This is a genomic window from Pantoea stewartii (assembly GCF_011044475.1).
GTDB classification, from domain to species: Bacteria; Pseudomonadota; Gammaproteobacteria; order Enterobacterales; family Enterobacteriaceae; genus Pantoea; species Pantoea stewartii.
Window position 1 is genome coordinate 1,565,508 of record NZ_CP049115.1, and the last position, 13,309, is coordinate 1,578,816.

General features: G+C 56.0%; 12 protein-coding genes. 4 read left to right on the forward strand and 8 right to left on the reverse strand.

All coding sequences use genetic code 11. The annotated features are described in order from the left end of the window. Positions 1 to 6: 6 nt before the first annotated feature. The 7 genes from cysA to G5574_RS07430 form a co-directional block, all read right to left on the reverse strand. Positions 7 to 1,095, reverse strand: coding sequence for a sulfate/thiosulfate ABC transporter ATP-binding protein CysA (gene cysA, locus G5574_RS07400; protein WP_006117804.1), 1,089 nt, complete (start codon positions 1,093 to 1,095; stop codon positions 7 to 9). After that, a complete protein-coding gene (cysW, locus tag G5574_RS07405) occupies positions 1,085 to 1,960 on the reverse strand; it encodes a sulfate/thiosulfate ABC transporter permease CysW (protein ID WP_006117805.1) in 876 nt (291 codons plus the stop codon). Before cysW ends, cysA begins: the two co-directional genes overlap by 11 nt. Then, positions 1,960 to 2,793: a sulfate/thiosulfate ABC transporter permease CysT gene (gene cysT / locus G5574_RS07410; protein ID WP_006117806.1), complete on the reverse strand. Its 834-nt coding sequence runs from the start codon at positions 2,791 to 2,793 to the stop codon at positions 1,960 to 1,962. Before cysT ends, cysW begins: the two co-directional genes overlap by 1 nt. Beyond that, on the reverse strand, positions 2,793 to 3,809 hold the full coding sequence (locus tag G5574_RS07415) for a sulfate ABC transporter substrate-binding protein (protein WP_164482389.1): 1,017 nt from the start codon (positions 3,807 to 3,809) through the stop codon (positions 2,793 to 2,795). Before G5574_RS07415 ends, cysT begins: the two co-directional genes overlap by 1 nt. A 207-nt stretch (positions 3,810 to 4,016) precedes the next feature. Next, the gene (locus G5574_RS07420; RefSeq protein ID WP_033740806.1) at positions 4,017 to 4,637 is read right to left on the reverse strand and encodes an RpoE-regulated lipoprotein; all 621 of its coding nucleotides are present in this window, start codon (positions 4,635 to 4,637) and stop codon (positions 4,017 to 4,019) included. Between the two features lie 63 nt (positions 4,638 to 4,700). Continuing rightward, positions 4,701 to 5,162: a DUF2919 domain-containing protein gene (locus G5574_RS07425; RefSeq protein WP_033740808.1), complete on the reverse strand. Its 462-nt coding sequence runs from the start codon at positions 5,160 to 5,162 to the stop codon at positions 4,701 to 4,703. Beyond that, positions 5,152 to 5,577 carry a GNAT family acetyltransferase gene (locus G5574_RS07430; RefSeq protein ID WP_006117810.1) on the reverse strand — a complete coding sequence of 142 codons (426 nt, stop codon included), beginning with the start codon at positions 5,575 to 5,577 and terminating at the stop codon, positions 5,152 to 5,154. Before G5574_RS07430 ends, G5574_RS07425 begins: the two co-directional genes overlap by 11 nt. Positions 5,578 to 5,786: 209 nt before the next feature. On the opposite strand from G5574_RS07430, the gene amiA reads away from it, so the two are divergent. Then, positions 5,787 to 6,632 (forward strand): N-acetylmuramoyl-L-alanine amidase AmiA, encoded by an 846-nt coding sequence (gene amiA, locus G5574_RS07435; protein WP_033740810.1) that lies wholly within the window; start codon positions 5,787 to 5,789, stop codon positions 6,630 to 6,632. Between the two features lie 48 nt (positions 6,633 to 6,680). Further along, complete coding sequence (gene hemF / locus G5574_RS07440; protein ID WP_033740812.1) at positions 6,681 to 7,595, forward strand: oxygen-dependent coproporphyrinogen oxidase; 915 nt, start codon at positions 6,681 to 6,683, stop codon at positions 7,593 to 7,595. 59 nt (positions 7,596 to 7,654) lie between these two features. On the opposite strand, the gene maeB is transcribed toward hemF, so the two are convergent. Next, entirely contained in the window at positions 7,655 to 9,934 is a 2,280-nt protein-coding gene (maeB, locus tag G5574_RS07445) for an NADP-dependent oxaloacetate-decarboxylating malate dehydrogenase (protein ID WP_033740813.1), read from the reverse strand. A gap of 360 nt (positions 9,935 to 10,294) precedes the next feature. Between maeB and tal the strand changes: the two genes are divergently transcribed. Further along, entirely contained in the window at positions 10,295 to 11,245 is a 951-nt protein-coding gene (gene tal / locus G5574_RS07450; RefSeq protein WP_033740815.1) for a transaldolase, read from the forward strand. 63 nt (positions 11,246 to 11,308) lie between these two features. Beyond that, positions 11,309 to 13,309, forward strand: coding sequence for a transketolase (tkt, locus tag G5574_RS07455; RefSeq protein WP_164482390.1), 2,001 nt, complete (start codon positions 11,309 to 11,311; stop codon positions 13,307 to 13,309).

Consider the following 13,309-nt stretch of genomic DNA (forward strand, 5'->3'; position numbering starts at 1 on the left):
AAAATATCAGGCGCTGTGCGCAAAGGCAACTGCCCGCAATGGCGTGGCGCCCTGATAGAGCCTGGCCTGTTGCAGCCCGACAAACAGGCGCTCGCCGCGCAGTGGCGCGGTCTGATCACCGTCGAACACCAGCGAGAAAGGTTCGCTCTGCCATCCCGCAGGCTGAACGACCAACTGCCAGAAATGGCCACGCGGACTCACCTCAAGGACCTGTACCGGTAAAGGGGTTTCCAGGCTGCTTTTACGCGAAACATCAATTTCCCAGGGACGCAGGAACAGATCAACCGCGCCCTGATGGGCGGAGGTATAGCCTAACGGCCAGTGATGCGCCCCGACATGGAACTGGGAACCATGAACCTCACCGTCAAAGCGGTTAACTTCGCCCAGGAATTCCAGCACGAAGCGCGTCGCCGGATCGCGCCAGACCTCATCCGGCGTGCCCACCTGCTCGATGCTGCCCTGACTCATCACCACGACGCGGTCGGCAACTTCCATTGCCTCTTCCTGATCGTGCGTGACAAACACGCTGGTGAATTTTAATTCTTCATGAAGCTGGCGTAACCAGCGGCGCAGCTCTTTACGCACCTGGGCATCCAGCGCACCGAAAGGCTCATCCAGCAGCAGAATTTGCGGCTCGACGGCCAGTGCTCTTGCCAGCGCCACGCGCTGCTTCTGACCACCCGAGAGCTGAGCCGGAAAGCGGTTTGCGAGATGCGACAACTGCACCATCTCCAGCAGACGTGTTACACGATTTTTGATTTCGGCACTGGATGGCCGCTCACGACGCGGCAGCACGGTCAGGCCAAAGGCAATGTTGTCAAACACGGTCATATGGCGGAACAGCGCATAGTGTTGAAAAACAAACCCGACTTTACGATCGCGGGCATGCAGGCGACTGACGTCATGCTCATGAAAACGAATCTGGCCGCTGTTCTGATGCTCCAGCCCGGCGATAATTCGCAGCAGGGTCGTTTTACCGGAACCGGACGGCCCCAGCAACGCCACCATCTGGCCCGACGGGATATCCAGTGAAATATCGTTCAGCACCGCTGTGCGACCAAAGGATTTGTTGATTTGTTTAATCTCAATGCTCATGATTTTCCTCCAGTTGCAGGCGTTTGTGCTGCTGCTCTAAGCGCCACTGCACAATGCTTTTCAAAAACAGGGTCAGGATGGCCATGACGGTCAGCAACGCGGCGGCAGTGAAGGCACCCACCGTGTTGTAATCCTGATGCAGTAATTCGACCTGAAGCGGCAAAGTGTAGGTTTCGCCGCGAATGGAGCCGGATACCACAGATACCGCACCGAACTCGCCAATGGCGCGGGCATTGGTCAGCACCACGCCGTACAGCATTGCCCAGCGAATATTCGGTAACGTCACACGGCGAAACATCTGCCAGCCCGACGCGCCCAACAGCACCGCAGCCTCATCTTCATGACTGCCCTGGCTCAGCATGACCGGCACCAGTTCGCGAACCACGAACGGACAGGTCACGAAGACGGTGACCAGCACCATACCCGGCCAGGTGAACATCACCTGAATATTGTGGGCATCCAGCCAGCCGCCTGCCGGACCGTTAATGCCCCAGAACAGCAGGTACATCAGGCCAGCCACAACCGGCGAGACCGCAAACGGAATATCAAACAGGGTTAACAACAGCTGGCGACCAGGAAACGTAAAGCGGGTGACCAGCCAGGCCAGCAAGGTGCCGAAGACCAGATTAACCGGCACGGTAATCAGCGCCACCAGTACGGTCAGCCAAATCGCGTGCAGCATATCGCTGTCGGTCAGGTTACGCAGAGTCAGGCCAAGCCCGCTGTGCAGCGCTTCCCAGAAGATGGAGACCATCGGCACCACCAGCAGCAGCACCGAGATCAGCACACCCGTGCCGATAAGCAGCCATTTACCCCAGTTTACGGGCTGGCGATCGGCATGATTGAGTTGCGAAATATCGGCCATTAGTGACCTCCCAGACGACGGCCAAAGCGGCTCTGTAAGGTATTAATGGCAAACAGCAGCAGCAACGACGCCGCCAGAATGACCGACGCGATGGCGCTGGCGGCCGGATAATCAAACTCCTGCAGACGGACGAAAATCATCAGTGAGGTCACTTCTGTTTTCCAGGCAATATTGCCCGCGATAAAGATCACCGCGCCAAACTCGCCCAGGCTGCGGGTAAACGACAGCGCAGTGCCCGCCAGCAACGCCGGAGCCACTTCCGGCAGCACAACGCGACGGAAACTTTGCCAGGGCGTTGCGCCCAGTGTCTGCGCCGCCTCTTCGTATTCCGGACCTAACTCTTCCAGCACCGGCTGCACCGTCCGGACAACAAACGGGATACTGGTGAAGGCCATCGCCAGCGCGATACCAATCCAGGTGTAGGAAATCTTAATGTCGAAATGAGCAAACCATTGACCGTACCAGCCGTTTACCGAAAACAGACCGGCCAGGGTTAACCCTGCGACGGCGGTTGGCAATGCAAAGGGCAAATCCATTAAACCATCCAGCAGCGTGCGACCCGGGAAGCGATAACGCGTTAAAACCCAGGCCATCAGCATGCCAAACAGGGCATTGAACAATGAGGCAACGCCGGCCGACAGCAGCGTCACTTTATAGGCTGCAATCAGCTGGGGATTGGTCACCACGTCCCAGTATTGCTGCAATGTCATCTGCGACAACTGCATGATGAGGGCGCTGATGGGCAGCAGCAGAATCAGGCAGGTAAACAGCAGACTGGTGCCCAGGCTCAGGCCGAAACCGGGCAAAACACGTTTTTGGCTGGCTGCAAACATTATCCACGCCCCGCCGCTAACAGTTGATCCAGTTCACCGCCACTTTCGAAATGGGTTTTCATAACGTTATTCCAGCTACCAAATACGTCTTCAACCCGAAACAGCTGTGTGGCTGGAAAGCGATCTTTTTGCTGCTCCATCAGCTGCGGATTGTTCACGCGATAATAAAAGTCCGTAATGATTTTCTGTGCCTCGGGCGAATACAGCCAGGTCAGATAAGCCTTCGCCGCGTCGGCTGTTTTATTGTGTTCAACGTTTTTATCGACCCAGGCGACGGGGAACTCCGCCAGGATATCGGTTTTTGGCACCACGACTTCGTAATCCTCTTTGCCGTACTGATTACGAATGGTGTTGACCTCAGATTCGAAGCTGATCAGCACATCCCCTAAACCGCGTTCAGCAAAGGTGGTGGTGGCGCCGCGTCCGCCTGTGTCGAAAACCTCGACGTTTTTCAGAAACTGTGTCATCCAGGCGCGCGTTTTTGCCTGGTCGCCGCCGTCCGCTTTCTCTGCGGCACCCCAGGCGGCAAGATAGGTATAACGCCCGTTACCCGAGGTCTTCGGATTCGGGAAAATCAGCTTCACGTCGTCACGGGTTAAATCGGACCAGTCATGAATCTGCTTAGGGTTACCCTTGCGAACCAGAAACGCCATGGTGGAATAAAACGGTGAACTGTGATTCGGCAGGCGCGTTTGCCAGTCGGCCGGGATCAGTTTGCCTTTGTCATGCAGCACCTGTACATCCGTCACCTGATTATAGGTCACCACATCGGCACGCAGCCCTTGCAGGATGGCCAGCGCCTGTTTAGAAGAACCCGCATGCGACATTTTGATGGTGAGTTTATCGTCCGGATGTTGCGCATCCCACTGGCTGACAAAAGGCGCGTTCAGGGCGACGAACAGTTCACGTGCCACGTCATAAGAACTGTTTAACAGCTCTGTGGCGTGCGCGGCGCCAGCAAGGCCCAGCGACAGCGCGATTCCGCTCACGATTTTTTTCATCGCTTTGAAGGTCATGGTTCACCCTGAAGAAATTTGATGCAGATCTCATCCGCAGATACAGCAGTTTATTTATAACTCAGCGTAAACCCGTAACGGTTTTATATATCGTTTGTTGATTTCAAAGTCGAAAAAGGCATAAGGCGGCGGGAAAAGAATGCGCAAAAACAGAATTGGGTTGGCAGGGCGCACTGAACGCCCTGCGGGAGGCAAAAATTACGGGGCTTAACGCTGCCAGACGAACTTGCTGAGTTTCCAGCTTTTCAGCGTGTCATCGGCGGGCAGTAATCCTTCCGGACCGTGCCAGGTCCCGCTGTAAACGTAGCGCAGATGCGGGCTGCCAGGCACACGGCATTCGACGTCATGATTGTCTAACCCGGCAGCCACAATGCAGTTATTAAAGGCTTTGTCATATCTGGCGCTAAACGCATCGCCAATTTTGCTGCCGTCGGCACTGGCAATGTCGTTGTCCGTCACCTCAATGCGGTCAACCTGTGACTGACCATAAATGACCAGCTTAACCTGACCGTCCTTCATCGCCTGCCAGAAGGACACCACCTGACCGTTCTGGCCACGCATGCCCTGACGCAGATCGTAGTTGCCCTTAAGCCCGTCTTTGATGGCCGATTCGTTCATCGCCGTGGCACTGTTGATCCCACCAACGCCCTGATCGCTGATCGTCAGTGAAGGACCAAACCAGTTCCATGGCAGCGCAGAAGACCAGTGGTAACTCAATGGATTCCACCAGCGTACCTGCTGGCTGCTGTTGGCGTCAGGGCCGGAGGAACTGGCACACCCACTGACCAGCATGGCCACCGTCAGTATCGTGTAACGAACAGCTTTCATGAAAACTCCTGTTAATAAATAGACCTGGGCAAAACGGATTGGAGTCGCAAAGCGGCAAAAAGTTTATTCGGGATCGTGTGGCGGCAAAAAGCAGGCGCGAAGCCGGACACTGATCAGTAACCACAGCAGTGCCAGCAGATCAAACAGCGTAAACAGCAGCGGCAACGGTGAGCTGAGCAGATCGGTCTGGACGAGTTGTACGCTCTGCCAGAGCAAATTCGCCCCTAACGATACCACCAGCACCAGGCGCCAACTGCGCCACACTCGGGGTAAACGCGACCGGTAGCCCGTGAGCAACAGCCCCGACAGCGCTGGCAGACCCAACACCAGTCCTGACCAGAACGCCTGGCGATCCGGATAGAAAAGGGCCAGAAGATCGTTTCCCTGCTGGCGTGACGCGCCGGCCATCACCAGGAGCCACCAGGTGCGCGACTGCAATAGCAGAATCAGCCAGAAAAGAAACGGCAGGCGCAGTTGCCCTTTGTCGTCGTACTCCTCAGGCGGCCAGACCGAATTAATATTCACGATCTTCGATTAAACGTTTGCCCAGCAACACCACATCGACCGTTTCATAATCCAGCTTTTCATAGAAGGCAACGACCTGGTCGTTCTCTTCCCGCACCATCAGGTGAATTTTAGGGCAACCGCGCGCAATGAGTTTTTTCTCCAGGCGATTCATCAGGGCATTGGCAAAGCCGCGGCCCTGATAATCCGGATGCACCGCCAGATAGTAAGCCGCGCCACGGTGACCATCGTAACCGCCCATTACGGTACCGACGACTTCGCCCCCAACTTCCGCCACCAGAAACAGGTCGGCGTCATGATGCATTTTGCGTTCGATGTCCAGCTCCGGATCGTTCCATGGCCGTAACAAATCGCAGCGTTCCCAGAGCGTGATCACTTCTTCAAAATCTTCCTGGCGGAAGGTGCGGATTTCCATCTTCTGTACCTGCAGTTCACCTCAATTTGCTGATTATCACGCTTTCTTCGGCGGGTGCAACCCTGGCTGCTGACGGCAACGTTAAAAAAAAAGAAATTGCCGGTTACCAGGCTGAAAAACAAAGTAATAACCTGAAATGGTTGAAAGATCGCACCGGGCAGAATGTTACGCTATAACACGGTGCATTATGACTGCTCAGGGACATGCACATGCACTTACTCAAACGTTTAATTCATCGTCGCCAGCTGCTGCTGTCCGGGCTGGCGCTCGCCATATTGTCCCCGCGCGCGGTGCAGGCGAAGGAACAGCAGGCTTCGCTCTCCACCCGACCCTCGTCGCCCAGGCCGCGGGTTAACAACGGCAAGCGCATCGTGATGCTCGATCCGGGCCACGGCGGTATCGATTCGGGTGCGGTCGGCGAAGAGGGTTCCGAAGAAAAACACATTGTTTTAGACATCGCCAGTAATGTGCGCAGTCTGCTGCAGTCACATCCGCGTATCGAGGTCCGCCTGACGCGTGACAGCGACCATTTCATTCCGCTCTACCAGCGGGTGGAGATTGCGCATCAGCACGGTGCGAACCTGTTTATGTCAATCCATGCGGATGGCTATACCAGCCCGGATGCCAGCGGTGCCTCTGTGTTCGCGTTATCCAATCGGGGTGCCAGCAGCAGCATGGCGCGTTACCTGTCGAAACGTGAAAATGACGCGGACAAGGTCGGCGGAGCCAACGTGGAACAGCAGGACCAGTATTTACAGCAGATTCTGTTCGATCTGGTGCAAACGGACACCATCAGAAACAGCCTGACCCTGGGCAAACACGTTCTGGACCAGATTCGCCCGGTGCATCACCTTCACAGTCAGCATACCGAACAGGCCGCCTTTGCCGTGCTGAAGTCGCCGTCCATTCCCTCGGTGCTGGTGGAAACGTCTTTTATTACCAATCCGCGCGAAGAGCAGTTGCTGGGCACGACCGCCTTTCGGCAGAAGATTGCCTCGGCTATCGCCACAGGTATCATTAACTACTTTGATGAGTATGATCGTCGAATGTCATAGTAGATCAGCTATAATCACGGCCAATTTTTACTAAGAGAAGCCTATCCCATGCCTGATATCTCCCGCGTAAAAACGTTCCTGCTGGATTTGCAGGATGAGATTTGTCGCAAGCTGACTGCCGAAGACGGTGGCGCGCAGTTCACTGAAGACCGCTGGGAACGCCCCGGCGGTGGCGGTGGACGAAGCCGTGTGCTGCGTAATGGTGCCGTGTTTGAACAGGCTGGCGTGAATTTCTCCCACGTTCATGGCGACCAGATGCCCGCCTCCGCGACGGCACATCGTCCTGAGCTGGCCGGATGCAGTTTCGAAGCCATGGGCGTTTCGCTGGTTATCCATCCCAACAACCCGTATGTACCGACCAGTCATGCGAATGTGCGCTTTTTCATTGCCGAAAAACCCGGTGCCGAGCCGATCTGGTGGTTTGGCGGCGGCTTTGATATGACGCCGTTTTACGGGTTTGAAGAAGATGCGCTGCACTGGCATCAGACCGCCTTCGATATCTGCCAGCCTTTTGGCGAGGATGTCTATCCCCGGTTTAAAAAGTGGTGCGACGACTATTTCTATCTGAAACACCGCGACGAGCAACGCGGTATTGGTGGGCTGTTTTTTGACGATATCCACGAGCCGGGCTTTGAACAAAGTTTTGCCCTTATTCAGGCCGTCGGCCGGGGCTTTCTGGACGCTTACCAGCCGATTGTGGCGCGCCGCAAGCACATGCCTTATGGCGACCGCGAGCGCCAGTTCCAGCTTTACCGCCGGGGTCGCTATGTAGAGTTCAATCTGGTGTGGGATCGGGGCACGCTGTTTGGCCTGCAAACCGGAGGCAGAACGGAATCCATTTTGATGTCCCTGCCGCCCATGGTGCGCTGGGAATATAACTATCATCCTGAACCTGACTCACCCGAGGCCGCGCTCTACCGTGACTTCCTGCCGGTGAAAAACTGGCTCAACCTGCCTGAGTAATCCACGCTGCCGGCTCAGGAACGTGCCGGGGCGGCAACCCGGGTCGCCGCCCCGGTTGATTACAGCGGCTGCGTCTGCGCTTCCACCACCGCCAGCGCCACCATATTGACGATCCGGCGCACGGACGCGATGCGCGTCAGCACGTGCACCGGCCGGGTCATGCCCATCAGCACCGGCCCGACCGTTACGCCTTCCGAACAGGACACGCGCAGCAGATTGTAGCTGATGCGCGCCGCTTCCACGTTGGGCATGATCAGCAGGTTTGCGCTGCCTTTCAGCGGGCTGTCGGGCATGATTTCCCGCCGGATGCTTTCCACCAGCGCCGCATCGCCGTGCATCTCCCCGTCGATTTCCAGCTCAGGCGCGCGCTGTTGCACCAGCGCCAGCACATCGCGCATTTTCTGCGCACCAGGCGCACTGGAGGTGCCAAAGCTGGAGTGCGACAGCAACGCCACGCGCGGCTCAATCCCAAAGCGACGGACGGTTTCCGCCGCCATCAACGTAATATCCGCCAGCTGTTCCGGTGTAGGATCGGCGTTGACGTAAGTATCCGCAATAAACGTGTTGCCATTCGGCAGTAACAGCGCATTCATGGCTCCGGCCACCTTCACATCACTCCGCAGGCCCAGCACGCGCTCCACAATTTCGTAGTGCTCGTTATAATCGCCGATGGTGCCGCAGATCAGCGCATCGGCCTCACCACGGTAGACCATGATGGCACCGATGAGGGTCGGATTGCCAATAACGGCGCGCTGCGCCTGCTCGGGGGTGACACCGCGCCGCTTCATCATCTGGTAATACTCATTCCAGTACGCTTTAAAGCGGGGATCGGATTCGTTATTCACGATTTCAAAATCCTTTCCGGCCTCAATTTTGAGCCCCTGTTTTTCTAACCGCATGGCGATCACGTTGGGGCGACCTATCAGGATGGGTTTCGCCAGCCCCAGCGAGACCAGCTCCTGCGTAGCATGCAGCACCCGCACCTCTTCGCCCTCCGCCATCACCACCCGTTTCGGGGCTTTACGCGCCTGGGAAAAGATCGGCTTCATAAACAGGTTGGTCTTATACACAAACTCTGTGAGTTGCTCCCGGTAGGCATCAAAGTCAGCCACAGGCCGGGTTGCCACGCCGGACGCCATCGCCGCTTTCGCCACGGCAGGGGCTATCTGCACGATTAAACGTGGATCAAAGGGTTTGGGAATCAGATAGTCCGGTCCGAAGCGCAGGTCCTGATCGCTATAGGCCGAAGCCACTACGTCGCTTTGTTCCGCCTGTGCCAGTTCGGCAATGGCGTGTACGGCCGCCAGCTTCATCTCTTCATTGATGGCGGTGGCCCCCACATCCAGCGCGCCACGAAAGATAAACGGGAAGCAGAGCACGTTGTTCACCTGATTAGGAAAATCAGAACGTCCGGTGCAGATAATCGCATCCGGCCGTACGGCTTTCGCCAACGGCGGCAGAATTTCGGGATGGGGATTTGCCAGCGCCAGAATCAGCGGATCTTTCGCCATGCTTTTCACCATATCCTGCGTCAGGACATCCGGTCCGGAACAGCCCAGGAAAATATCTGCGCCCTCGATCACGTCGGCCAGCGTGCGCTTGCCGTGATCCTCCACGGCATAATCGGCTTTGGTGGCCGCCATATTGGGTTCGCGGTCACGGTAAATCAGCCCTTTCGAATCGCACACCTGAATATGGTCTTTCTGCAAGCCCAGCGCGACCAGCAGATTCATACAGGCAATGGCCGATGCGCCCGCGCCTGACACCACCAGCCGTACATCAGCGATAGCCTTGTTGACGATGCGTAGTCCGTTCAGCACCGCCGCCGTACAGATGATGGCCGTGCCATGCTGGTCATCATGAAACACCGGAATTTTCATGCGCTGCCGCAGTTGCTGTTCGATATAAAAACACTCGGGCGCTTTGATATCTTCAAGATTGATTCCGCCAAACGTGGGTTCCAGCGCGGCAATCACCTCGATCAGCTTATCGGGATCCTGTTCGTCGACCTCAATATCAAAAACGTCAATGCCCGCAAATTTCTTAAACAGAACGCCCTTGCCTTCCATCACCGGTTTCCCGGCCAGTGCGCCGATGTTCCCCAGCCCCAGTACCGCCGTACCGTTTGAAATCACCGCCACCAGATTGCCGCGCGCGGTGTACTTGTGCGCCGCCAGCGGATCGGCGGCGATTTCTAAACAGGGCGCCGCCACGCCAGGAGAATAGGCCAGCGCCAAATCCCGCTGGGTGGCAAGGGGTTTGGTGGGGGAAACCTGAATTTTTCCGGGTGTGGGATACTGATGAAAATCAAGCGCACTTTGCTTCAGTTGGTCATCCATTAGACATCCTTCTTCGCCAGGTAAGTGGATGTTCAGTATAGAAAGCACACCATCACAAAGCGGTGAGGCGGTTCAAAGAACCTTCTTTCTTAACGCACAGATTGCCACAGTCTACCCTGCGTCATTTTTCATGGCTGCTATCCTTAATGGCTGGACAGTCGTTATCCGCAGAAATGTCATCTCGGGTGGTTGCGCGCAACCCTCATCGCACAACATTCAGAGAAAACGCATTTTCACTGCACCCGGTCTGTTGCAATGTGGTGAGTCGGCGTTACTACGACGGGTAATGTCTGCACTGATTAGGGCACGAGGCCAGAGGTGTTCCCTTTTGTTACAACGTATTTTTCAAGGAGTGTAGAAATGAACCAGCTTGAAGCCCTTAAACAGTTCACGACCGTGGTGGCTGACAGTGGCGATATTGAGTCCATCCGTAATTATCACCCACAAGATGCGACGACTAACCCTTCGCTTATTCTGAAAGCATCTGCTCTCCAGCCTTACAAACATCTGATTGATGACGCCATCGACTACGCGAAAAAACAGGGTGGCAGCAAAGAAACGCAGATTATTAACGCCAGCGATAAAGTGGCCATTAACCTCGGTATGGAAATTCTGAAAAGCATACCAGGCCGTGTTTCGACCGAAGTGGATGCGCGCCTCTCCTTCGATCGTGGCATGTGCGTCACGAAAGCAGAAAAGCTGGTCCGCATGTATGAAGAGCACGGCATTGATCGCTCTCGCATCCTGATCAAACTGGCCTCCACATGGGAAGGCATTAAAGCCGCAGAAGAGCTGGAAAAGAATGGTATCCAGTGCAACCTGACGCTGCTGTTCTCCTTTGCCCAGGCGCGCGCCTGCGCCGAAGCCGGGGTTTATCTGATTTCGCCGTTTGTCGGCCGTATCTATGACTGGTACAACAGCCGCAAGCCCATGGACCCGTATAACGTCGACGAAGATCCGGGCGTGAAATCGGTGCGCCGTATTTACGATTATTATAAGAAGCATCGCTATGACACCATCATCATGGGTGCCAGCTTCCGTAAGGTCGAACAGGTACTGGCGCTGGCCGGGTGTGATCGGCTGACGCTGTCACCTAACCTGCTGGAAGAGTTACAGAACAGCGAGGCGCCCGTAGAGCGTAAGCTTGAGCCTTCCACTGAATGTTTCCATCAGCCGTCGCCGCTGTCCGAAGCGGAGTTCCGCTGGGAACATAATCAGGACCCTATGGCGGTCGAAAAACTGGCAGACGGTATTCGCCAGTTCGCCGTTGACCAGCAAAAACTGGAAGATGTGCTGGCGGCGCGCCTGTAGTTTTTCCCCTCTTTTACCGGGCGGGCTCACTCCCGCCCTGATGCTTAACAAGGGAGACCCTTTATGTCCTCACGCAGAGAGTTGGCGAATGCGATTCGCGCATTAAGTATGGATGCGGTACAAAAAGCAAAATCCGGTCATCCTGGTGCGCCAATGGGCATGGCAGATATCGCCGAAGTGCTGTGGCGCGATTTCCTCAAGCATAATCCGACCAACCCCGCCTGGCTGGATCGTGACCGCTTTATCCTGTCTAACGGTCACGGCTCAATGCTGCTTTACAGTTTGCTGCACCTGACCGGGTACGATTTACCGATTGAAGAGCTGAAAAACTTCCGCCAGCTGCACTCCAAAACACCGGGCCACCCGGAAATTGGCTACACGCCGGGCGTGGAAACCACGACCGGTCCGCTGGGTCAGGGTCTGGCAAACGCCGTGGGTCTGGCCATTGCGGAACGGACGCTGGCTGCGCAGTTTAACCGTCCACAACACGATATCGTTGACCACTTCACCTATGTGTTTATGGGCGACGGCTGTCTGATGGAGGGGATTTCCCACGAAGTCTGCTCACTGGCCGGAACACTTGGTCTGGGCAAACTGATCGGCTTCTATGACCACAACGGCATTTCCATCGACGGAGAGACCGAAGGCTGGTTTACGGATGACACGCACAAACGTTTCGAAGCCTATAACTGGCACGTGGTCGGTGAAATTGATGGTCACGATGCCGAAGCCGTTAAAGCCGCAATTAAAGAAGCGCAAAGCGTCACCGATAAGCCGTCACTGATTATCTGCCGCACGGTTATTGGCTTTGGTTCACCGAATAAAGCCGGTAAAGAAGAGGCACACGGGGCCGCGCTGGGTGAAGAAGAAGTCGCCCTGACGCGCAAGCAACTGGGCTGGAATTATCCGGCGTTTGAGATTCCTCAAGAGATTTACCAGCAGTGGGATGCCAAAGAAGCTGGCGCGGCGCGCGAAAAAGCCTGGAACGATAAGTTTGCCGCGTATCAGCAGGCTTATCCTAAACTGGCCGCAGAATATACGCGGCGTATGAACGGCGAAATGCCCGCAAACTGGGAAGCGGAAACTGCCCGATTCATTGCCGATCTGCAGGCGAATCCGCAAAAAATCGCCAGCCGCAAGGCCTCGCAAAATTCACTGGAAGCCTACGGCAAAATGCTGCCTGAATTCCTGGGCGGCTCTGCCGACCTCGCCCCCAGTAACCTCACCATCTGGTCAGGTTCGAAATCCATCAAAGAGGATCCGGCCGGGAACTATATCCACTACGGTGTGCGTGAATTTGGTATGACAGCCATTGGTAACGGTATTGCCCACCACGGTGGTTTTGTGCCCTATACCGCGACCTTCCTGATGTTCGTCGAGTACGCCCGTAATGCCGCGCGCATGGCGGCCCTGATGAAGGCCCGCCAGATTCTGGTTTATACCCATGACTCAATCGGTCTGGGTGAAGATGGTCCAACCCACCAGCCGGTAGAGCAGATTGCCAGCCTGCGCGTTACGCCGAATATGAGCGTCTGGCGTCCGTGCGACCAGGTGGAAACCGCTGTGGCCTGGCAGGCTGCGATTGAGCGTCATCATGGACCTACCGCCCTGATCCTGTCGCGTCAGAATCTGGCACAGCCAGAGCGTACGGCGGAACAGGTGGCGAATATCAAACGCGGCGGTTACGTCCTGAAAGACTGTGAGGGCACGCCAGACGTCATTCTGATTGCCACCGGCTCTGAAGTGGAGATCACGCTGGGTGCAGCAACGAAGCTGACGACCGGCGGCCACAAGGTGCGGGTCGTTTCACTGCCTTCAACGGATCTGTTCGACGCGCAGGATGCGGCTTATCGCGAATCCGTGCTGCCTTCCGCTGTGAAAGCACGCGTGGCCGTGGAAGCAGGCATTGCAGATTACTGGTATAAATATGTCGGGCTGGACGGTGCCATTGTCGGGATGACTACGTTCGGTGAATCTGCGCCAGCAGAAAAGCTGTTCGCGGAGTTTGGCTTCACGATCGAAAACATCGTCAGCCATGCCGAAGCCCTGCTGAAACCGGCATAA